Source organism: Pseudomonas sp. GW822-FHT03F04, from assembly GCF_058801405.1.
This window is the reverse complement of sequence record NZ_JBXANF010000003.1, coordinates 462,435-483,791: the sequence shown is the minus strand read 5'-3', so window position 1 is coordinate 483,791 and position 21,357 is coordinate 462,435. Positions and strand designations below refer to the sequence as shown.

At 60.3% G+C, this 21,357-nt stretch carries 22 protein-coding genes; 8 read left to right on the top strand and 14 right to left on the bottom strand.

What is annotated here, in order from left to right:
* Positions 1-112 precede the first annotated feature (112 nt).
* The gene (locus tag AC1RMX_RS08840) at positions 113-1,654 is read left to right on the top strand and encodes a phosphoenolpyruvate carboxykinase (protein ID WP_102620601.1); all 1,542 of its coding nucleotides are present in this window, start codon (positions 113-115) and stop codon (positions 1,652-1,654) included.
* A 121-nt stretch (positions 1,655-1,775) separates the two neighbouring features.
* On the opposite strand, the gene AC1RMX_RS08835 is transcribed toward AC1RMX_RS08840, so the two are convergent.
* The 5 genes from AC1RMX_RS08835 to AC1RMX_RS08815 all read right to left on the bottom strand — a co-directional run bounded on the left by AC1RMX_RS08835 (position 1,776) and on the right by AC1RMX_RS08815 (position 4,998).
* On the bottom strand, positions 1,776-2,375 hold the full coding sequence (locus AC1RMX_RS08835; RefSeq protein WP_493071482.1) for a Fic/DOC family protein: 600 nt from the start codon (positions 2,373-2,375) through the stop codon (positions 1,776-1,778).
* On the bottom strand, positions 2,375-2,545 hold the full coding sequence (locus tag AC1RMX_RS08830; protein WP_096821911.1) for a YhfG family protein: 171 nt from the start codon (positions 2,543-2,545) through the stop codon (positions 2,375-2,377). Before AC1RMX_RS08830 ends, AC1RMX_RS08835 begins: the two co-directional genes overlap by 1 nt.
* Positions 2,546-2,839: 294 nt before the next feature.
* Positions 2,840-3,139 (bottom strand): hypothetical protein, encoded by a 300-nt coding sequence (locus AC1RMX_RS08825; RefSeq protein WP_007952679.1) that lies wholly within the window; start codon positions 3,137-3,139, stop codon positions 2,840-2,842.
* A 347-nt stretch (positions 3,140-3,486) separates the two neighbouring features.
* Positions 3,487-4,614 (bottom strand): hypothetical protein, encoded by a 1,128-nt coding sequence (locus AC1RMX_RS08820; RefSeq protein WP_493071480.1) that lies wholly within the window; start codon positions 4,612-4,614, stop codon positions 3,487-3,489.
* A gap of 102 nt (positions 4,615-4,716) precedes the next feature.
* The gene (locus AC1RMX_RS08815) at positions 4,717-4,998 is read right to left on the bottom strand and encodes a hypothetical protein (protein ID WP_176504883.1); all 282 of its coding nucleotides are present in this window, start codon (positions 4,996-4,998) and stop codon (positions 4,717-4,719) included.
* 304 nt (positions 4,999-5,302) lie between these two features.
* Here AC1RMX_RS08815 and AC1RMX_RS08810 point away from each other — a divergent pair, with 304 nt between their 5' ends.
* Positions 5,303-5,806, top strand: a complete 504-nt coding sequence (locus AC1RMX_RS08810; RefSeq protein ID WP_096821915.1) for a polysaccharide deacetylase — start codon at positions 5,303-5,305, stop codon at positions 5,804-5,806.
* 17 nt (positions 5,807-5,823) lie between these two features.
* Here AC1RMX_RS08810 and AC1RMX_RS08805 read toward each other — a convergent pair whose 3' ends face one another.
* Positions 5,824-5,958 carry a hypothetical protein gene (locus AC1RMX_RS08805; protein ID WP_255261955.1) on the bottom strand — a complete coding sequence of 45 codons (135 nt, stop codon included), beginning with the start codon at positions 5,956-5,958 and terminating at the stop codon, positions 5,824-5,826.
* A gap of 234 nt (positions 5,959-6,192) precedes the next feature.
* Between AC1RMX_RS08805 and AC1RMX_RS08800 the strand changes: the two genes are divergently transcribed.
* The 3 genes from AC1RMX_RS08800 (at position 6,193) to AC1RMX_RS08790 (ending at position 9,918) form a co-directional block, all read left to right on the top strand.
* Positions 6,193-8,121, top strand: coding sequence for a RecQ family ATP-dependent DNA helicase (locus AC1RMX_RS08800; RefSeq protein WP_493071477.1), 1,929 nt, complete (start codon positions 6,193-6,195; stop codon positions 8,119-8,121).
* A gap of 110 nt (positions 8,122-8,231) precedes the next feature.
* Complete coding sequence (locus tag AC1RMX_RS08795) at positions 8,232-9,455, top strand: 3-hydroxyacyl-CoA dehydrogenase (RefSeq protein ID WP_192559501.1); 1,224 nt, start codon at positions 8,232-8,234, stop codon at positions 9,453-9,455.
* A gap of 31 nt (positions 9,456-9,486) precedes the next feature.
* Positions 9,487-9,918, top strand: a complete 432-nt coding sequence (locus AC1RMX_RS08790; protein WP_096821918.1) for an acyl-CoA thioesterase — start codon at positions 9,487-9,489, stop codon at positions 9,916-9,918.
* Between the two features lie 64 nt (positions 9,919-9,982).
* Here AC1RMX_RS08790 and AC1RMX_RS08785 read toward each other — a convergent pair whose 3' ends face one another.
* From AC1RMX_RS08785 to AC1RMX_RS08770, 4 genes are all read right to left on the bottom strand, one after another.
* Complete coding sequence (locus AC1RMX_RS08785) at positions 9,983-10,462, bottom strand: glycine zipper domain-containing protein (protein WP_248738654.1); 480 nt, start codon at positions 10,460-10,462, stop codon at positions 9,983-9,985.
* 210 nt (positions 10,463-10,672) lie between these two features.
* Positions 10,673-13,021 (bottom strand): FdhF/YdeP family oxidoreductase, encoded by a 2,349-nt coding sequence (locus AC1RMX_RS08780; protein WP_493071475.1) that lies wholly within the window; start codon positions 13,019-13,021, stop codon positions 10,673-10,675.
* A complete protein-coding gene (fdhD, locus tag AC1RMX_RS08775) occupies positions 13,018-13,857 on the bottom strand; it encodes a formate dehydrogenase accessory sulfurtransferase FdhD (protein WP_096821921.1) in 840 nt (279 codons plus the stop codon). Before fdhD ends, AC1RMX_RS08780 begins: the two co-directional genes overlap by 4 nt.
* A 92-nt stretch (positions 13,858-13,949) precedes the next feature.
* Positions 13,950-14,837: a LysR family transcriptional regulator gene (locus tag AC1RMX_RS08770; RefSeq protein ID WP_085712727.1), complete on the bottom strand. Its 888-nt coding sequence runs from the start codon at positions 14,835-14,837 to the stop codon at positions 13,950-13,952.
* 137 nt (positions 14,838-14,974) lie between these two features.
* Here AC1RMX_RS08770 and lysM point away from each other — a divergent pair, with 137 nt between their 5' ends.
* Positions 14,975-15,415: a peptidoglycan-binding protein LysM gene (gene lysM / locus AC1RMX_RS08765; RefSeq protein WP_008080501.1), complete on the top strand. Its 441-nt coding sequence runs from the start codon at positions 14,975-14,977 to the stop codon at positions 15,413-15,415.
* A 42-nt stretch (positions 15,416-15,457) separates the two neighbouring features.
* Here the strand turns inward: lysM and yrfG are convergent, their stop codons facing one another.
* Positions 15,458-16,120 (bottom strand): GMP/IMP nucleotidase, encoded by a 663-nt coding sequence (gene yrfG / locus AC1RMX_RS08760; RefSeq protein WP_102620610.1) that lies wholly within the window; start codon positions 16,118-16,120, stop codon positions 15,458-15,460.
* Between the two features lie 88 nt (positions 16,121-16,208).
* Between yrfG and nudE the strand changes: the two genes are divergently transcribed.
* Entirely contained in the window at positions 16,209-16,775 is a 567-nt protein-coding gene (nudE, locus tag AC1RMX_RS08755; protein ID WP_065257777.1) for an ADP compounds hydrolase NudE, read from the top strand.
* Between the two features lie 5 nt (positions 16,776-16,780).
* On the top strand, positions 16,781-17,614 hold the full coding sequence (gene cysQ / locus AC1RMX_RS08750; protein WP_096821923.1) for a 3'(2'),5'-bisphosphate nucleotidase CysQ: 834 nt from the start codon (positions 16,781-16,783) through the stop codon (positions 17,612-17,614).
* 31 nt (positions 17,615-17,645) lie between these two features.
* Here the strand turns inward: cysQ and AC1RMX_RS08745 are convergent, their stop codons facing one another.
* Genes AC1RMX_RS08745 through AC1RMX_RS08735 form a run of 3 tightly spaced genes read right to left on the bottom strand, consistent with a single transcriptional unit; the run spans position 17,646 to position 21,288 of the window.
* Complete coding sequence (locus tag AC1RMX_RS08745; RefSeq protein WP_102620612.1) at positions 17,646-18,101, bottom strand: YiiD C-terminal domain-containing protein; 456 nt, start codon at positions 18,099-18,101, stop codon at positions 17,646-17,648.
* Positions 18,098-19,483: a sigma-54-dependent transcriptional regulator gene (locus AC1RMX_RS08740; protein ID WP_102620613.1), complete on the bottom strand. Its 1,386-nt coding sequence runs from the start codon at positions 19,481-19,483 to the stop codon at positions 18,098-18,100. The genes AC1RMX_RS08745 and AC1RMX_RS08740 overlap by 4 nt, the downstream gene beginning before the upstream one ends.
* The gene (locus AC1RMX_RS08735; protein ID WP_096821985.1) at positions 19,480-21,288 is read right to left on the bottom strand and encodes a sensor histidine kinase; all 1,809 of its coding nucleotides are present in this window, start codon (positions 21,286-21,288) and stop codon (positions 19,480-19,482) included. The genes AC1RMX_RS08740 and AC1RMX_RS08735 overlap by 4 nt, the downstream gene beginning before the upstream one ends.
* Between the last annotated feature and the right edge of the window lie 69 nt (positions 21,289-21,357).

The following is a 21,357-nucleotide window of genomic DNA, read 5'->3' as shown; positions in this document are numbered from 1 at the left end:
CTTTTTGGGCTTTTCTGGCATAATCCGGCCCACTTTTTTCGCGGTAGTAGTGCACGACTTTCTACTACAAAACGTTTGGAGCACACTCGGCCACTGGCCGACGGGGAACCTCATGACGCAAGCCAATAACGCCGTGTACACCGATCTGAGTGTTGATGATCTGGTAAAAGAAGCCCTGAAACGCGGTGAAGGCGAGCTTGCCGATACCGGCGCTCTGGTAGTTCGCACCGGTCACCGCACCGGCCGTTCGCCAGTCGACCGTTTCATCGTTGAAGAGCCTTCCACCCAGGACGCAATCGCCTGGGGCCCGATCAACCGCAAGTTCCCGGCCGACAAGTTCGACGCGCTGTGGGCTCGTGTCGAGGCGTTCAACAACGCGCAAGAGCATTTCGTTTCCCACGTGCATGTAGGCGCGGCCGAAGATCACTACCTGGCCGTGAAGATGACCACTCAGACTGCCTGGCAGAACCTGTTCGGTCGTTGCCTGTTCATCAACCCGGCTCAGTACAACCCGGCCGGTCGTGACGAGTGGCAAGTGTTGAACGTAGCCAATTTCGAGTGCGTGCCTGAGCGTGACGGCACCAACTCCGACGGTTGCGTGATCCTCAACTTCGCCCAGAAAAAAGTGCTGATCGCCGGCATGCGTTACGCCGGTGAAATGAAGAAAGCCATGTTCTCGGTGCAGAACTTCCTGCTGCCGGCCGCTGACGTGCTGCCAATGCACTGCGCTGCCAACATCGGCGAAGAGGGCGACGTGACCCTGTTCTTCGGTCTGTCCGGCACTGGCAAGACCACCCTGTCCGCCGACGAAAGCCGTTACCTGATCGGTGACGACGAACACGGCTGGGGTGAAGGCGTTGTCTTCAACATCGAAGGCGGCTGCTACGCCAAGTGCATCGACTTGTCCGAGAAGAACGAGCCGGTCATCTGGAAAGCCATCAAGCACGGCGCTGTGCTGGAAAACGTCGTGATCGACGATGCCAAGCACGCCGACTACGCCGATGTCAGCCTGACCCAGAACAGCCGCGCGGCCTACCCGCTGGAGCACGTTGCCAAGCGTTCCGAGAAGAACCTGGGCGGCGAGCCGAACGCTGTAATCTTCCTGACCTGCGATCTGACCGGCGTACTGCCGCCAGTGTCGATCCTGAACAACGAGCAAGCGGCTTACCACTTCCTGTCCGGCTACACCGCACTGGTGGGCTCGACTGAAATGGGTTCGGGCAGCGGCATCAAGTCGACCTTCTCCACCTGCTTCGGCGCACCGTTCTTCCCGCGTCCGGCTGGCGAATACGCTGAACTGCTGATCAAGCGCATCAAGGGCTTCGGCTCCAAGGTCTACCTGGTCAACACCGGCTGGACCGGCGGTGGCTACGGCGTCGGCAAACGCTTCAACATCCCGACCACCCGCGCCGTGATCGCAGCGATCCAGAGCGGTGCACTGATCGGTGCCGAAACCGAACACCTGGACACCATCAACCTGGACGTGCCACTGGCCGTACCGGGCGTCGAAACCAACCTGCTCAACCCACGCAACACCTGGGCTGACAAGGCTGCGTACGACGAAGCTGCCAAGGCACTGGCCGGTCTGTTCATCGAGAACTTCAAGAAGTTCGACGTGAGCGACGCGATCAAGGCTGCCGGGCCTAAGTTGTAAGACTGGGTTCTGGTGAATGAAAAAGCCGCCTCTTGTGGGCGGCTTTTTTGTGGGCGTTCAGTTCTCGAGTAAGTACCATTATTCCCGCACGATACGGTGTGAACTGCCAGAATTCTGCTACTTAAGATGCAAGCTTTTCGCCAATGCAGCGATCAAAAATTGCCTCAAGGCCCCGGTAATCGCATGCCACAGCATCGATGTTTGCCGGAATCCAGGTCTCATCCTTGATCAACCACCAATCTACTGCAAAACCAGCATTGATGATTATGTGCTCAAAAAGAATGCGTTGGGCACGACCATTGCCTTCACGAAAAGGATGAATGACGTTCAGATCGCCGTAGGCTTCAGCAACTTTTACTACAAGATCTGACCTTTCCAGCCCCTCGAACCATGCGGAGCGTTCCATAGAGAGAAAAATTTTGTCAGCTTCCGGGAGGATCCTCTCCGCAGTGCAAAAAAATGTTTCGCCTTTTTGGATGTTAACGGTACGCAGCAGTCCAGCCCAATCATAGACGTCGCAAAAAAGAACTTCATGGACGTGCTGCAAGCGGCTGAGGTCATAAGGAGGGGGGAGAAGATGAAATCGGCTGATTGCGATTTCAGAGAGCTCTCGCTCTGCTTTTTGAAGTTGTTCTTCACAATGGATGTTGAGCAAATTACGCAAAACATCGGTGCCAGGGTAACAATAAGGGTCTTGCCCAACCCCGTACTTGTCCACCATTAACGGCCGTTTTGACGATATTTTTCGATAACCGATTCCCGCGAAGGAAGTGGTTTTTCAGCGTCGGCACGGGTGGTGTCAAAGCCTTCAAGCCGCAGACTCGCCAGATAGTTGGACCGGCGGACCTTGTCGTAATAAGCCTGCTTTTGCTGGAACGTCAACTCGCTCATGTCATATGCCTCTTTGTGCTGGATTCCAGTGTAGCGCAATCGTGTTCCCGGATCGGTCGGGATTTTCGATGCTTACATATGCGTTGCCTATCATTGGGCTGATGGGGTTCTTTGGGAAATCCATCGAAACTCGATTGGCAGTCGGCTCGGTGCTCACGACGAAAGATTTCGTCTGCCTGTTTAACGCTTTCCATCAGCTCATCAAAAAATTTGCTCACCGGAATCTCCATTGTTCGATTGCTGTTTTTTAGATCGCTCTCAGGTAATGCGTGAGAGCGATTCGATCACTCAGCCTCAGGCCGGCGCTTTCCAGTTAAGCATTCGCTGCTGGGCGACCTGGAGCAGGTCATAGCCGTCTTTGGTCAGCAGGTAGAGGGCGTGGGTGATGTGCGGGATATCTTCGACGTCGGCGTGTTTGAAGCAGAGGCAGTAGAGGGTTTGCAGCAGGTCACTGGAGGCGCGCAGGCGCTGGACGGCGCATTCGAGGATGTCTTGCGGGTTGGCCTCGGTGTCGATGACCAAGGGCTTGGTGTCGGTGAGGTTGGAGTCGAGTGGACGGTAGCGATCGGAGTGGAGCTCGTTCCATGATTTCATTTTTTAGATCCTCAATTGCTTCGAATGAAGCCACCACATCGTGACCAAGCGACTGGAGGCGACTGTGTTCGGGTTGGTCAACCGGTGAGGATCATGCACATACCCGGCACGCTCGAAAGCGTCCCAAACACAGCCACCATAACGCTGCTGGCAATTAAGTGCCGGCAGCATACAGCGGACGCGAATGCATGATCCATTCGGGTGACCAAGCCCGAGCCGCTGAATTGGCAGCGACAGTCACAACTATAGGTTTTGGCCCACCGGCGCCGATAGAAGACAAGGCGCCGCTGCCTGTAGGAACAGGATGCAAATCTGGGCAGGCCGTTCCTACAGATCAATCACGGTTTTCAACGAATCGCCCGATACGCCTCAACATCCAGCACACTCGTCGTCAGCCCGCTCGCCGGTGTGTAGATCGTGCCTTTCACCGTCGAGAACGGGACGCCTTTGCTGCCCAGTGACACGTAGCGTTCACCCTGATCCAGTTCGGTGAACCAGGTGTAGGAGCACTTCTCCATGGCCTTGTATTTCGCTGCCGCGTTGACGATGGCGGCGGTGTGGTTTCGCAGGTCGGCGTCGGTGAGGTTGAGGTTCTTGTCGAGCACGGTGCCCCAGCGTTTCAGGCAGACCTCGGCAAAGTGGCGGACGATGAGACCGGGTTCGGCCAGCACTTTTGGTCCACTGTTGCCATCGGCGGAGGCGTTGCCGACCAGGGTGGCGTGACGGCCGGGCATGGGGAAGATGCTGGTTTTGGTGCCGGTCGCGGTTTGCGGGATGACGCAGCTGAAACCCTTGGAGCGTTCGTCCCGTGCATAGAAACCCACGTACTCTTTTACGTTGTAATTGAGCTTCACCCGGTGTTCCTGAAAGTTACCGATACCGGGCACGGGATCAATAGCGAAGATATTCACCGGTATATTTTTCAGCGCACTGTCGTTGAACATGGAATTGGCCAGCATGTGGCAACTAATGCCGCCACGGCTCCAGCCCACCAGATTAACCTTTGTTGGAATAACGCCGTCCTTGCGGAACGTTTTAATGATTTGCTCTTGTAACTTCTGTTGCGTGACGCTGCGATCACCATAGTTGTATTTGCGCCACAGCCAGGAGCCCTCGACTTTTACATCTTCAATGGGGATGCCGGCGGCTTTGAGGCGGTTGTACTCTGCTTCGGTCAGTTGCTCGCGCTGCCAGTCGCATTGGCCTTTGATGATGTTCATCGCGTGCTGGACGTTTTCCTCCCAGCCCTTGCCGAACAGGGTTCCGCTGAGGCCATAGTCCTTGGATTTGGTGAACAGGTCATCGGCCTGCAGGTTGCTGGTGCCGGGGCCATCGACCACGATCCATTCGGCAAACTCGCGACCGGCGTGATGGGAGGCGAGTGTTGAAACCAGCTCGCCATCCCAATAGTTTTCATGGGCATTATCAAACTTTGTCGAACCTGTACCGCAAAAGAAAATAGTCAGCGTAGTCATGTTGTTGCTCTTGGTTGATGTAAGAGCAAACAGGCTAGTTCTGAACTTTGCAGTAATGGAAGTGATGGGTTGTTGCGAACTTTGTAAGTTTGGCTGGTGGCGTCAGTTATTTATTCGTTGTCTGGCAACTTCCAGCAAGTCACAGCCGTCCTGCGTCAACAAATACAGCGCATTGACGATGTTGGGGATGTCTTTCACGTCGGCCTGTTTGAAACACAGGCAGTAAAGAGTTTCCAGCAGATCGCTGGCGGCACGGAGGCGTTGATCGGCAGCATTGAGCAGATCCCCAGGTTTGGCTTCGGTGTCGATGACCATGACCGGGATGTCGCCGTCGCAGGTTTTGAGAGGGCGAAAACGAGTATTCAGCGGTTTGAACATGTTCATGATTGAGGCGTGTCCTTTACGAAGTCGCGTCGGTGGGCCGACACAGTGTTTTCAGCCGCGCCGGCCACTATAGAAGGGCGCCATCGAGTGGGACAAGACAGCCACAATGGACAGGATTCGTAGGGGTTTTTCCGGGGTTCGGGCATTTGCCCTACGCGTTTTTACGGCGTTTTAACAGCCAAACCCTGAGGAGAGAAATTTCCCACGTGTTTGTCGGGCGATTCCCGGTAAACCTCTGTATGGTGCGCGCCAGAATCCGTAGGGCGTTTCCAGACGTCCGACACACGCTTAAAGGGAATTAGGTATGCAGTGGCTACGAATGGCCTCGATCATTTTGCTGTGGGCCAGTGGTTGTCGTTTGACGGTGGCCTCCGACACGGGCAACGGGCTGGCGCTGGCCAACCTGGAGCGCAGCGGTTGGCCCGATGCACTCACCACTCAGGCCAGCATCGACACAGCCTCCCGCGCTGAGGTGCTGATCTTCGGCAAGGCTCTGTTGGCGAGCGAAGCGCTGGACGAAACAGGACTCAAGCAACGACTGGGCGTGCAGCAAATGCAGCTCAAGTCGATCAGGCAAGTGCGCGACGGTCTGTGGGATCGCTTGCTCAACACCTACCGCAACGCCAGCCAGAATTGCGACGAGCAAGCGTTTTGCCCACGGGTGCGCAGCGTCGCCGACTTGCGTCAGTTGGCGGCGGCATTCACTGGCGGCATCAGCCCGGCCCATGCACTGTGGGCGAGCAAGAGCCTGGATGTGCATGAGCGGGTACTGGATGAGCAATTGCGGGTAGCCGTATTGCGGCCATAGCAGCGCGCTTGCGGCTGCTAAGTCGACGAGGCTTCATCCGCTGTCACGGCGATCGCCAAGGGCGGTGGGAAGCCATCGGGAACTGGCGTGCATGCGCCCAGCAACAGGGATGCAAAGACCAGGGCGACAGGCAGTTTCAGGTTGTTCGACATGTTCACTCCTTGATAAAAATCCATGCGCCTCGGCCGTCCTGGCTCGAGGCGTGACGGACATTACCCTCGGGTCGATTCACGCGGCGATGAACAAAGTGTTTCATTTGTTTGATCCCGTGGCGGAGCTGCCGACGCTGTATCATCCCGTATCGATTTGCCCCCCGACCTTTTCTCGACTCGCTGCGATCGCCCGCTAGGCTGTTGGCATCACAGCGGTCAACGGAGTGACAGCGAATGCACAACACCCTGGAACAGGTTTTCGGTTATCCACAATTTCGACCCGGTCAGGAAGCGGCAATCAGCGCCGTGCTGGCCGGGCGCTCGGCGGCGGCGATCTTTCCCACGGGCTCCGGAAAATCCCTTTGCTACCAGGTGCCGGCTCTCCTGCTGCCGCACCTGACGCTGGTGGTCTCGCCGTTGCTCGCGCTGATGCAGGATCAGTTGGCGTTTCTGCAGCGACATGGCATTTCGGCAGGCAGCATCGATTCGGCGCAGAGTCGTGAAGACGCCAATGATGTGATGGCTCGTGCCCGATCGGGCGAACTGAAGATCCTGATGATTTCCGTGGAGCGCCTGAAGAACGAGCGCTTCCGCAATTTTTTGCAGCAGGTGCCGATCTCGCTGCTGGTGGTGGATGAGGCGCACTGCATCTCCGAATGGGGCCACAACTTCCGGCCTGATTACCTCAAGCTGCCGGACTACCAGCGTCAGTTCAACATCCCGCAAACCTTGCTGCTGACCGCCACGGCAACGCCGAAAGTCATCGCCGACATGCAGGCGAAATTCGCCATCGCTGCCGAAGACGTTGTGACCACGGGTTTCTATCGGCCCAATCTCAATCTGCTGGTGGAGCCGGTGCGCGGTGAGGACAAGCGTCGACGGCTGGTGCAGTGGATGGCCGAGCGGGCGGGTCAACCGAGCATCGTCTACGTCACCCTGCAGAAAACCGCCGAGCACATCGCCGAGCATCTGGGGCGCAATGGCATTCAGGCCGAGGCTTACCACGCCGGGCTGCCCCACGAGCAACGGGAAGCGATTCAGAAACGCTTCATGGGTGGGCAGTCCAATTGCATCGTCGCCACCATCGCGTTCGGCATGGGCATCGACAAGAGTGACATCCGCAACGTGGTGCATTTCGACCTGCCCAAATCCATCGAAAACTACAGCCAGGAAATCGGCCGCGCCGGGCGTGACGGGCAACCGTCCGACTGTCTGGTGCTGGCCAACCGCGACAGCCTCAATGTGCTGGAAAACTTTGTCTACGGCGACACGCCGGAGCGCGATGGCATTCGCCATGTGCTGGACGAGTTGCAGGCCGCTGCGCCTGAAGGTCAGTGGGAGTTTTTGCTCGGGCCGCTGGCGGATCAGAGCAACATTCGTGCGCTGCCATTGAAGACGTTGCTGGTGCAACTGGAGCTGCGAGGGCTGATTGCCCCGCGCTACGCGTACTACGCCGAATACCGTTTCAAATACCTGCTGGAACCCGAGGCGCTGCTAGAGCGTTTCGAGGGCGAGCGCAGGGATTTCGTTGCGGCGATCATCCAGACCTCGAATCGCGCGCGGACCTGGGCCACGGTGAATTTCGAGGCGATGTACACGCAGTATTCGGCTGAGCGCAATCGTGTGGTGAAGGCGCTGGATTACTTCCAGGAGAAAGGCTGGGTCGAGCTGGAAAGCAAGCAGATGACCGAAGTCTACAACGTGCTGCACAGCGCCTTCGACAGCCAGGTCTTGAGTGGCGAGCTACATGATTATTTCTCTCGCCACGAACAGACCGAAGTGGCGCGGATTCACGCCATGCTCGAATTGTTCGCCACCGAGCGGTGCCTGGGCTATCGACTGGCGGAGTACTTCGGTGATCACAACGCCCCCGAGCAGTGCGGGCATTGCTCGGTGTGTCACGGGCAGGTTGCCCGGCTCCCGACGCCTCCGGAATTGCCGGCGCTTGTGGATAAAAGTTTCCCGGCGTTGTGCGGCGATTTTATCCACAGGCATGAGCAGCAGACAGGCAGTGCGCCTTCAACGGAGCGGCTGACGCGCTTTCTGTGCGGGATCAGTGTGCCGCTGTTCACCAAGCTCAAGGCACGGACCATTTCCGGGTATGCGGCGCTGGAGGAGTATCCCTACGCGGACGTGCGGGCTTGGGCTCAGGCGCATCTCTGAAGCAACGAATCCATTTGCTGAATGTCGATCATCACAGCAATAAACTTCAAAAATACCCGTTGGCTGACTATGGTGAAGGCTGTCTTTGGATCTCCAACAAGAGAACAACAATGAGCCAGACATCCTTCGAAATTCGGCAGGCCGCCGTGATCGGCGCCGGCACCATGGGCCGTGGCATTGTCATGTGCCTGGCCAACGCCGGCGTGTCAGTGCAATGGGTCGATAACAATCCACAGATGCTTGAGCAGGCGCTGAAGACGGTGGCCGATACCTATGCGCACAACGTGCGTCAGGGTCGGATCGATCAGGCCGAGGCCGATGCGCGAATCGCCCGGATCAGTGCGGCGGCGGATTATGTGGCGATCCGCAATGTCGACCTGGTGATCGAAGCGGTGTACGAGAATCTCGAACTCAAGCAGAAGATCTTCCGTGAGCTCGATGGCTTGCTGAAACCCGAAGCCCTGCTGGCGAGCAACACCTCGGCACTGGACATCGATGCGATTGCCGCCGCGACACGACGACCGACGCAAGTGCTGGGTCTGCATTTCTTCAGCCCGGCGCATATCATGAAACTGCTGGAAATAGTCCGTGGTGCACAGACCTCGCCAGCCGTGCTTGAGGCTGCACTCGAGCTGGGCAAGCGTATGGGCAAGGTCAGTGTGGTGTCGGGCAACTGCCACGGATTCATCGGCAATCGCATGCTCCATCCTTACGTGCTCGAGGCGCGCAAGATGCTGCTTGAGGGGGCCTGGCCGCAGCAGATCGACGCAATATTGCAGGGCTTCGGTTTTGCCATGGGGCCGTTTCGCATGTACGACGTGGTCGGCATCGATCTTGAGTGGCGTGCTCGTGAGCTGGCCGGCAAGGGCCAGGATGCGCCAGAGGTTCAGGTGGATAACCGCTTGTGCGAGTTGGGTCGGTTCGGGCAGAAGTCTGGCAATGGTTACTACCACTACGAACCGGGCAGTCGTCAGGCCGAACATGATCCCGAGGTGGATGCACTGGTGTTGAGTGTCAGCGAAGGTCTGGGGTTTCATCGCCGTGAGATCGGATCTGAGGAGATCCTTGAGCGCTGTCTTCTGGCGTTGGTCAACGAGGGCGCGAAGATTCTGCAGGAAGGGATTGCCGAGTCGGCGCATGACATCGATCAGGTTTACCTGAACGGCTATGGCTTCCCGGCTGAGAGAGGCGGGCCGATGGCCTGGGCGGACGATCAGGGGCTGGCAGACATTCACAAGCGGCTGCTGGCGCTGGAAACGCGGCAGGGTGATCAATGGCGGCCGGCGCAACTGATTGGCGAGCTGGCGGCACGAGGCAAAGGTTTTTACCTTTAGACTGGGCCGATCACTCAAGGAATCGACACTGATGTCCAACCCGATGCCGCAACGCGCCGATTACCCACATTTCCAGCCGATCACCACGCGCTGGCATGACAACGATGCCTACGGCCACGTCAACAACGTCACCTACTACAGCTTTTTCGATACGGCCGTGAACACCTACCTGATTCAGGTCGGCGGCCTGGATATCCACGATGGGGAGGTGGTGGGGTTTGTGGTGAGTTCGTCTTGCGATTACTTCGCCTCGATTGCGTTCCCGGACTTGATCGAAGTTGGTTTGCGGGTCGGCAAACTGGGCAACAGTTCAGTGCAATACGAGCTGGCCGTGTTCAAGGCTGGCGAGCATGAAGCCTGTGCGGCGGGGCGTTTCGTGCATGTGTTCGTTGATCGTGCATCGAATCAGCCGGTGGCGATCCCTGCGGGGTTACGCGGAGCGCTGGAACGGCTGGCGGTTTGACAGGCAAAAAAAATCGCAGCTCGGGGGAGCTGCGATCTGGCTGTACCGGCAACGAGGTCAAGCCTCAGTCGCGGTAGTAGCGGTGATGCTTGCGATGGCCGTAGGCGTGGCCACGACCACGGTGGTCGTCGCGGTAGTAGCGACCACGGTCACGGCCGCGATCGTAATTGCGGTCTTCGCGATTACTCTCGTTGCCCATGTAGTTACCCAGCGCGCCACCGGCGCCGCCACCTGCTGCGGCGCCGATCAGGCTGCCGGTGGTGCCGCCCATGCTGCGGCCAACCACGTTACCGCCGGCTGCGCCCAACGCACCGCCAATGGCCGCTTCGCCACGGCTGTGTTTGTTGGCGCCCACCGCGCTACCACCCGCGCCGCCCAGGGCCGCGCCAATGGTTGAACCTGTGCTGCCGCCTAAAGACTGACCGACGACCGAGCCAAGAACCCCGCCCAATGCGCCGCCCACACCTGCTTCGGTGGTGCCTCCGGCAGAAGCGAAGCCACTGACCAGGCCAAGGGACAACAAGAGAATCTGGGAGAACTTCATAGAGGAGCCTCAAAGGGATGACGGCGCGATCCTGAGGCTGTGTAACAAGGCTGACAATCGAAATCCGACGAATAACACGACTTGTATACAATTATGCAAGTTACTGATTTTTGGGTGGAACTTAACCGATTTTCACCGGTCTTTAACTGCTTCGGACAGGCCGCTTTTATACAAAAGCGGCCTTTTTTGTGGGCGCTGAAAAGTTTGGTGTCAGGCCGACCTGGCCATTATCAGTCCTGTCTCGCTCGCCGCTTCCAACCGGATCGCGATGAACTTCGACGTCGGCGTATGGCTGCCGTCCCCGGTGCTTTCGAGCGGCACCAGCGGGTTCACCTCAGGGTAGTAAGCCGCCGCTTGCCCCGCCGGAATATCGAACGCCAGCAGTGTGAAGCCTTTCACGCGACGCTCACGGCCATCGTCCCACAGCGACACGATGTCAGCCTTCTGCCCAGGCTTGAAGCCCAGACGGATGATGTCCGCCTCGTTGGCGAACAGCACGTCACGCTGTCCCTTCACCCCGCGATAACGATCGTCGAGACCATAAATCGTGGTGTTGTACTGATCGTGAGAGCGCATCGATTGCAAGATCAGATCCGGCAGTTGACCGGTGGCGCGAGTGCGTTCGTGGATCAGGTCTTTGGGCAGCATGTTCGGTTTGAAGTTGGCCCGGCCCGACGTGGTGTTCCACTTGCGCGCGCCGGCACTGTTGCCGAGGTAGAAACCGCCCGGGTTCTTGACCTTCTCGTTGAAGTCCTTGAAGCCCGGGATGGTGTCGGCGATCAGTTCGCGGATGCGCCGGTAGTCGGCCACCAGCCAGTTCCAGTCCACCGGTTTGCTGCCCAAGGTCGCGGCGGCAATGCCGGCGATGATCGACGGCTCCGAGCGCATCTGGTTCGACAGCGGCTGCAACTGGCCGTTGGAGGCGTGCACCATGCTGAACGAGTCTTCCACGGTGACGGCCTGCGGGCCTTCGGTCTGGATGTCGATGTCGGTACGACCCAGGCACGGCAGGATCAATGCGTCCTTGCCGTGGGCAAGGTGGCTGCGGTTGAGCTTGGTGCTGATCTGCACGGTCAGGTCGCAGTTGCGCAGGGCCTGGAAGGTGCGCGGGCTGTCAGGCGTGGCCTGGGCGAAGTTGCCGCCCAGACCGATGAACACCTTGGCCCGACCTTCGGCCATCGCATGGATCGCTTCGACCACGTTGTGCCCGTTGTGGCGCGGCACCTTGAACTGGAAGCGACGCTCCAGGGAATCGAGAAACGCCACCGGCGGACGCTCGTTGATGCCCATGGTGCGGTCGCCCTGCACGTTACTGTGACCGCGCACCGGGCACAGACCGGCGCCGGGTTTGCCGATGTTGCCGCGCAGCAGCATCAGGTTGGCGATTTCCTGGATGGTCGGCACCGAATGGCGGTGTTGGGTGATGCCCATCGCCCAGCACATGATCACGTTCTTGCCTTTGGCGTACATGCGCGCCGCTTGCTCGATTTCAACCAGCGTCAGGCCGGACTGCGCAACGATCTGCTCCCACGGCGTGTCATCAACGACGCCGAGGTATTCCAGCACGTTGACGCTGTGTTCATTGAGGAAGTCGTGATCGAACACCGCCGGCGCACCGGCCTTCTGCGCATCGCGTTCCCATTGCAGCAGGAACTTGGCCATGCCGCGTAGCACTGCCATGTCACCGCCCAGTGCCGGGCGGAAATACGCGGTGTTGGTCGGCTTGTCGCCGTTGGTGAGCATTTCGATCGGGTGCTGCGGATGCTGGAAGCGTTCCAGACCGCGTTCTTTCAGCGGGTTGATGCAGACCACCTGAGCGCCGCGCTTCACCGCTTCACGCAGCGGTTCGAGCATGCGTGGGTGGTTGGTGCCGGGGTTCTGGCCCCAGACAAAAATCGCATCGGCGTGTTCGAAATCGTCGAAGGTCACGGTGCCTTTGCCGACACCGACGCTTTGCGCGAGCGCCACGCCGCTGGCCTCGTGGCACATGTTCGAGCAGTCGGGGAAATTGTTGGTGCCGTAGGCGCGCACGAACAGTTGATACAAATAGGCGGCTTCGTTGCTGGCACGACCCGAGGTGTAGAACTCGGCCTGGTCCGGACTCGGCAGGGCTTGCAGGTGCTTGCCGATCAGCGCGTAGGCATCGTCCCAACTGATCGGCTTGTAGCGGTCGGTTTCGGCGTCATACACCACCGGTTCGGTCAGACGGCCCTGATATTCGAGCCAGTAGTCGCTCTGCTCCAGCAACGAGGTGACGCTGTGTTTGGCGAAGAACTTGCCGTCCACCCGACGTTTGGTCGCTTCCCAGTTCACCGCTTTGGCGCCGTTCTCGCAGAACTTGACCATGCCGCTTTCCGGCGAGTCACCCCAGGCGCAACCCGGGCAGTCGAAGCCGCCGTTCTGGTTGGTCTTGAGCATCATGCGCAGGTTCTTCAGCGCGTTGTCGCTGGTCAACCAGGCCTGGGCCACGCTGATCAGTGCGCCCCAGCCGCCGGCTGCGCCCTTGTAGGGCTTGTAGCGCGGGACGGGTTTCTGGTCGGCTTGATGGTGTTGGCTCACGAGTGTTTCTCCATTTCTGGGCTATACACCCGCGGCGCGTTCTTCTGCGGCAGGTGGATGAGATTGAGGTTGTGGCGGCGGGCCCATTGCACGGCGAGGCCGGTGGGCGCGGACAGACTGACGAGGGTCTGGATCCCGGCGCGCAGGACTTTCTGGATCAATTCGAGGCTGCAACGGCTGGTGACAATCGCCAGGCCGCCGGTGGTGGAGATCTTTTGCCGGATCAGGCCACCGATCAGTTTGTCGAGGGCGTTGTGTCGGCCGATGTCTTCGCGGCCCAGCAGCAATTCACCGCTGGCGTTCATGAACACCGCCGCGTGCACCGCGCCGCAATGCTGGCCCAGCGGCTGGAACGCACCGATGCGCTGGCGCAAACCGTCGAGCCATTCAATCGGCGGCAAAGGGGCGCCGGGCAAGACCTTGAGATCGGGTAACGCCTGTTCCACCGCCTCCACGCCGCACAAACCGCAACCGCTGGTGCCGGCCAGTTGCCGACGCTGCTGCTTGAGATTCCAGAAGGCGCGGTTGGCGATGGTCACCTGGGCGTATTGCGCCGAGCCTGAACCGGTCAGTTGCAGGTCATAGATGTCCGAGGCGTCTTCGATGATGCCGCTGCCCAGGCTGAAGCCGACGATGAAGTCTTCGAGGTCGGTTGGCGTCACCAGCATCACGGCCTGGCTGATGCCGTTGTAGGCAATCGCCAGTGCGACTTCCTCGGCCAGCGCGGTGCTGGCCGACTCCGCCAGGGGCAGGTCGCTGTAGCTGTAGGTCTGACTGGCGGCGGGCGCGGGCGTTTCGAGTGCAGGCGCCGCGCAGGCCGGGCGCTTGGCGTTCATGGCATCACCGACGGATTGATCAACGTTAAGACTAGGCGCGGCAACTTGTCGCGTCTAATCGCTAGTGTCGATCTATCGATAGATGCCGTCGATCAAGCGGCCGCTGGCGATTTCTGATACAGCGCGAAACAGGCCTCGGCCAGTGCCGAACGCGGGGCGCCGCGGCGCATGATCAGGCCCAGCCGGGCGAGGGTCTGGGCGTTTTCGATCGGTTGCAGGCGCAGGTGATCGGTGAGGCTTTCGAGGCCGCCGTCCAGCGGCATGATCGCGCAGCAGAATCCGCCGTGCACAGCTTGTAACAATTGATGCACGGCGTCGGTCTGCAACAACGGCTGCGGTGTCAGGCCCCGGCTGTGGAAGTTGTGGTCGATGGACTGGCGAAAGTGCATACCGCTGGTGAGCATGCCCAGCGGCAGTTCGATCAGCGCCTGCCAGCTCAATGGCGCCTCGCCGAAGCTGAAGGAACGCTGATCGTAGAGCAGGCCCATGCGGGTTTCGTCGAACGCCAGGGATTCGAAACGCTCGTTGTCGAGACGATCCAGGTAGGACACGCCGATGTCGATCCGGTTGTCCGCCAGTTGTTCGAGGATCTGTTCCGAACTCAGTGCCGACAATTCGAAGCGCAGTTCCGGGTGTGCAGCGTGCAGGCGTTGCATCAACGGCAGCGGATCAAAACTCGACAGCGGCACCACTCCCAGGCGCAAGGTACCGATCAGGTTGCCGCGACAGGCCGCCGCTTCCGCCTGCAAGCCGTCATAAGCCGCCAGCACCGTACGGGCCCAGGCCAGCACTCGCTCGCCTGGCGCGGTGAAACCTTCGAAGCGCTGGCCGCGATTGACCAGCGGCAGATCGAGTTCTTCTTCGAGGCTGCGCAGGCGCATTGATAGAGTCGGCTGGGTGATGTGGCACCGGGCGGCGGCCTGGCCGAAATGGCGGGTTTCGTCGAGGGCGATGAGGAATTTCAGCTGCTTGATGTCCATCTTCGCTCCGGGGCGCTGGCAAGGGTGGGCGATTCTACCGTTTGCGCGGCGACAGGGTCATTGGTCGGTCTGGAACCGGGTTAGTTTGTGGTGGTCTAGGCTTGGGCGTCTGGAACTTAAATCAAGGAGTGTGCGCTATGAGTCTTTTGAGCTTTGTAAAAGAGGCCGGTGAGAAGCTGATCGACCTGTTGACCCCTGGCAACGCCAATGCCAGCGAGCAATTGAAGGAACACATCAGCAAGGTCGGGTTGGGTAACCCGAATGTTCAGGCGACGGTGGATGGCGACAAGGTGACGGTCACCGGCGAGGTGGCGAGCCAGGAAGAGAAAGAAAAGATTCTGCTGGCGGTGGGCAATATCGAAGGCGTCGGCAGTGTCGATGACCAGATCACGGTCACTGGGCCGGTAGTGGCTGCCGCACGTTTCGTGGTGGTGAAAAAGGGCGACACCCTCAGCGCGATTTCCCTGGCGGTGTATGGCAATGCCAACCAGTACAACAAGATTTTCGAGGCCAACAAGCCGCTGCTCAAGGACGTGAACAAGATCTATCCGGGGCAGACGCTGCGTATTCCTGAGTAACAACAGACTTGCAGGAGCTGCCTCTGGCAGCTCCTGCAACGTTCAGAGTCCTGCTATCAAGTCCCGATAATCTTCGACGGCCACAAACTCCGCCGTGTCCTTCGGCCCCTTGCGACTGTCCGGCTCCTTTACGGCCAACAGATGTGCCACACCAAAGTCCCGTGCACTGCGCAGGATCGGCAGGGTGTCGTCGATGAACAGGCTGCGCGCCGGGTCAAAACCGATATCGGCCTGCAAGGCATCCCAGAACTGCGGGTTCTCCTTGGGAAAACCGTAATCGTGGGAGCTGATCAGCCGCTCGAAGTACGGCGCCAGTTCAACCCGTTCCAGTTTCAGCGACAGCGAATCGCGGTGCGCGTTGGTGATCATCACCACGCGTTTACCGGCCCGCTTGATCGCGGCCAGAAAAGTGTCGGCGTCCGGGCGCAGGGCAATCAGGTGGGCAGTTTCCAGCTTCAGCTCGCGCACCGACAGCTTCAATTCCGTGCTCCAGAAGTCCAGGCAATACCACTGCAATTGACCGGCATGACGTTCGAACAACGGCTGCAATTCCATTTCCGCCATGGCCCGGCTCACGCCATGCAGTTCGGCGTAGCGCTGCGGCAAGTGTTCCAGCCAGAAGTGGTTGTCGAAGTGCAGATCCAGCAGCGTGCCGTCCATGTCGAGCAGAACGGTATCGATGTCGGACCACGGTAATGAAGGCATGGCAACGTCTCGAACGGTAGAAAGATATCCGACGCAAACAATCGGAAAAGCCGCGTTATAGTAGCGCGTTCACGCCAAGGAGCTTTGCATGCGCCAGAAACCAACCGTACTTGCCCGCGAAATCGTCGCCACCAGTCGTCTGTTCTGCGTGGAAGAGCTGAAACTGCGCTTTTCCAACGGCGTGGAGCGCACCTACGAGCGGCTGGTGGGCAAGGGCGCCGGTTACGGCGCGGTGATGATTGTGGCCATGCTCGATGCCGAGCACGCAGTGCTGGTCGAGGAATACTGCGGCGGTACCGACGAGTACGAGCTGTCCCTGCCCAAAGGCTTGATCGAGCCGGGCGAGGATGTGCTGGCGGCGGCCGAACGTGAGCTCAAGGAAGAGGCGGGCTTTGGTGCCCGGCAATTGGAACACCTGACCGAGTTGTCGTTGTCCCCCGGCTATATGAGCCAGAAAATCCAGGTGGTGCTTGCCAGCGATCTGTATGAGGAGCGACTGGAAGGCGACGAGCCGGAGCCGATGCGGGTGGACAAGGTCAACCTGCGGGATCTCTCTTCATTGGCGCAAAATCCGCAGTTTTCCGAAGGTCGTGCCTTGGCGGCGTTGTACCTGGCCCGCGATCTGCTGACCCAGCGCGGTTTTTTCCAGTCATGAGTGAGATGTCTATGAGTTTTTCCCATCCGTTGATGGCGCCGGTGGTTGAACTGGCGCTGCGGGCCGGCGAGGCGATTCTGCCGTTCTGGCGCGCCGATGTGGCGGTGACCGCCAAGTCCGATGATTCGCCGGTGACCGCTGCGGATATCGCCGCGCACCATGTGATCGTCGCCGGCCTGACCGCCCTGGATCCGAGCATCCCGGTGTTGTCCGAAGAGGACGCCAACATCCCGCAAAGCGTGCGTGCCGGCTGGCAGCGCTGGTGGCTGGTGGATCCGCTGGATGGCACCAAGGAATTCATCAGCGGCAGCGAAGAGTTCACCGTCAACATTGCCCTGATCGAAAATGGCCGGGTGGTCTTTGGCGTGGTATCGATGCCGACCAATGGGCGTTACTACGTTGGCGGTGCCGGGCTCGGTGCCTGGCGTGGCGACACGGGCGGCACGCCGGTGGCGATTCAGGTTCGTGACGTGCCGGGGCCTGGCGAAGCCTTCACTGTGGTTGCCAGCCGCCGTCATTCGAGCCCGGAACAGGAACGCTTGCTGGCCGGTTTGAGCGCAAGCCTTGGCGAGTTGCAATTGGCCAATATCGGCAGTTCGCTGAAGTTCTGTCTGGTGGCCGAAGGTGCGGCGGATTGTTATCCGCGACTGGCGCCGACGTCCCAGTGGGACACAGCGGCGGCGCAGGGCGTTCTGGAAGGTGCCGGTGGCGAGGTGCTGGATTTGAACGGTGATGCGTTCTGTTATCCACCGCGGGAATCATTGCGCAACGCGTTCTTTCTGGCGCTGCCGGCGAAAGCGGCGTGGCGTTCGAAGTTGCTGGAACTGGCCCGTTCGTAAGCGCGTTCCCGGACTCGGGAACGCTCAGCCTTCAGCGGTGCAGAACGTACTGCCCGCTGAAGGTCACCGCATCCTCATCGCTCCCCGCATTGACCACTCGCGTATGCAGCGTCAATCGCGCCCGCCCGTAGCGCTGATACATCGTCAGAAACTTCTTCCACACGGCCGCATTCGGCGCCGCGCAGATGGCGTTGGCATCGCCGGTTACCGGCAGCGGATAACTGATCTGTCCTTCCTGGATCACGATGTGTCCGTCGGTGATGCCTTCTTCTTTCAAACGCAAGTGCAGCCAGCCCCAGCCGGCCAGCACCGCGCCGCAATACAGACTGCCGCCGAACATGGTGCTCTTGTGGTTGACGTTGGCTTCCAGCGGCAAATGCAGGCGTAGTTGCTGTTCCTGCCAGTCGAGCACCTTAAGGCCCATGTCCCGGGTCAGCGGAATGTCGTGATGGAGGACGGATTCCAGATAGCGGCTGTCGCGATTCATTCGGATTCGTCTCCATGGCTGCTGCTGTCGGCGAAATTCAGACCGTGCTTGCGCAGTTTGTCGTGCAGAGTCTTGCGCGGAATGCCCAAGGCTTCGGCGAGACTGCGTACCGAGCTGTGCGAGCGGGCCAGCTCGGCGGCGATCAATGACTTCTCGAAATTCTCCACCTGTTCACTGAGGCCACCGCTGGTGACCTCGATGGCGGTGCTGCTGCCGTCAGGCTGAGTGTTGTCCAGCGCCAGCTCCAGGCCAAGGGCGAAACGCTCTGCCGCGTTCTGCAATTCCCGCACATTTCCCGGCCATGAGTGACGCAGCAGCAATGCCCGTTGCGCCGGTTGCAGTTCATGAGGCGGCAAACCGTGGCGGGCGCTGGCTTCGTCGGCATAGTGCTGGAACAGCACCAGCGCGTCTTCGCCCCGTTCGCGCAATGGCGGGATACGTAGTGGCGCTACATTGAGGCGGTAATACAAGTCGGCCCGGAACCGCCCTTGATCGGCGGCCTGGCGCAGGTCTTCCTTGGTGGCGGCGATGACGCGGATGTCCAACGGGATCAACTGATTGCCGCCCAGCCGTTCGACGACTCGCTCCTGCAGCATGCGCAGCAGTTTGACCTGCACGTCCATGCTCATGCTCTCGATTTCATCGAGGAACAGCGTGCCGCCATTGGCGAATTCGAACTTGCCGATCCGGCGCTTTTGCGCACCAGTGAACGCGCCGGGCTCATGGCCGAACAGCTCGCTTTCGACCACCGACTCGGCCAGTGCCCCGGCGTTGATCGCCACGAACGGGCCGTTGCGCCGGCTCGACAGGTCGTGCAATGCGCGGGCGACAACTTCTTTGCCGGCACCGGTTTCGCCGAGGATCAAGACGTCGGCCTTGGTCGCGGCCAGTGCGCCGATCTGCTCGCGCAGGCGCGCCATCGGCGCCGACTGGCCGACCAGTCGCGCGCTCAGTTCGTTGCGGTCGCTCAGGGCCATGCGCAGGCTGCGGTTGTCCAGCACCAGACGCCGCAGGGCCAATGCGCGGCGCACACTGTCGAGCAGGGCGTCACTGGCGAACGGTTTTTCGAGGAAGTCGTAGGCGCCGGCGCGCATGGCTTGTACGGCCAGCGGCACGTCGCCGTGGCCGGTGATCAGTAGCACGGGCAGCTCAGGGTCCTGTGCGTGCAGTTCGCTCAATAACTCAAGACCGTCCATGCCGGGCATGCGGATGTCACTGACCACCACACCCGGCCAGTCACGCTCCAGTTGGGCGGCCAGGCCCTTGGCTTCGGACAGCGGGAGGATTTTCAGGCCGGCCAGATCCAGCGTCTGGCCCAGGGCCTGACGCAGGTGCGGATCGTCGTCGATCAGCACCACCTGAATGCGGTTGTCGATGGTCATGCACTTCGATCCTCGGACGGTTGCAGGCTGACCCCGGGCGCGCCGGCGCGCAGCCGCAGGGTGATCAAGGCGCCACCTTGCTTGTGGTTGGCGAACGACAGTTCACCGCCGAAGGCGCGCATCAGGGTTTCGCAGATGGCCAACCCCAGACCAAGCCCCTGTGTGCGGGTCTTGGTGGTGTAAAACGGTTCGCTGGCGCGGCCCAGCGCTTCCATGCAGAACCCCGGGCCGTTGTCGCGAATGTACAGATTGACGCCCTCGCCGGTGGATTCGGCACTCAGCCACAATTTGCGCGGCGGGCCTTTCTCGGTCAGGGCATCGAGGGCGTTGGCCAGCAGGTTGCCGAGGACCTGGCGCAGACGGGTTTCCCCGGCTTCAACCCACAAGGTTGCGGCGGGCAGGTCGCGGATCAGCTCGACGTCCATGCTCCGGCGACGTTTGGCCAGCAGCGCCAATGCATCGTCCAGTGCCGGTTGCAGGGCCACGCTTTCCGGGGCGTGGCGATCGCGGCGGGCGAAGGCGCGCAGGTGAGCGATGATCGACGCCATGCGCCCGGTCAGTTCGCTGATCAACTTGAGGTTGCCACGAGCGTCGTCGGTGCGCTGATGGTCAAGCAGCACCTCGGCGTTTTCCGCGTAACTGCGGATCGCCGCCAGCGGCTGGTTGAGTTCGTGGCTGATGCTCGCCGACATCGTCCCGAGCGCTGACAGTTTGCCGGCCTGTACCAGGTCGTCCTGGGCCCGCACCAGTTCCTGCTGAGCCTGTTCACGCTCCAGCACTTCCTGTTTCAGGCGCCGGTTGAGTCCTTCCAGATCGCTGGTGCGCTCGGCGACCCGGCCTTCGAGTTCCCGTCTTGCCTTGGCTTCGAAAGCGATCCGTTCCAGGTAATGGCGGCGGCGCTGCATCATCAGCCCGAGCAACAGCATGACCACCAGCAACGTGGCGCCGCCGACGGCCACCACGGTGCGCACCGGACGATCGATCAGGGTGCGCGGCGCAAGAATGCTGACGCTCCAGCCGGTTTCTTCGATGTCCCGGGTCTGGGTCAGCCAGGCGGTCGGGCTGAGGTTCAATGGCCGCGGCTCGCGAGTCGGGTACGGCTGGATCGCGGTGATTGCTGAGCGTTCGTCGTTACTCAATGGACGGGTGGAGCGGAAGCGCCATTCCGGGCGCGAGGTGAGAATGACCACGCCGTTGTGATCGGTCACCAGCAGTTGTTCCGGGGTTTTGCCCCACAGGCTTTCGGTGTGGTCGAGGTCGACCTTGATCACCAGCACACCGATGATTTTCTCGCCATTGCGCACGGCCGCCGCGAAGAAATAGCCGCGTTTGGCGGAGGTGGTGCCAAGGCCGAAGAAGCGGCCCAGGCGTCCGGCCATGGCTTCGCTGAAGTAAGGCCGGAACGAGAAATTGCGCCCGACGAAACTGTCGTGCTTGTCCCAGTTCGACGCCGCCAGCGTTCGGCCAGTGGTGTCCATCAGGTACATGACTTCGGCGCCGGTCTGGGAAGCGATGTTCTTCAGCAGGCGGTTGGCATTGCCCTGGGTGACACCGTCGTCCGGCGCGCCGACGACCGCGCGCAGGGCCGGCAGATCGCCGAGGATCTGTGGCAGCACTTCGTAACGATGCAGAGTGCCCAGCAGGTTGGCGACGTAGAGGTCGAGGGTCTGGCGGTTCTGGCCAGCCAGCTCACTGCGGTAGTAACGCTCGGCGAGATGCTCCAGCGGCCACAGCAGCGGGGCCAGGCACAGGGCCAGCAGGGCGAGGCTGCGCCAGCGGGGGCGGCGGGGAAGGGTCGGAGTCATGAGCATCGAGCGCCTGTGGATACAGGCGCATTATGCCTAGGCTTGCAGTCGCAGTCTGCGCACCCGTTG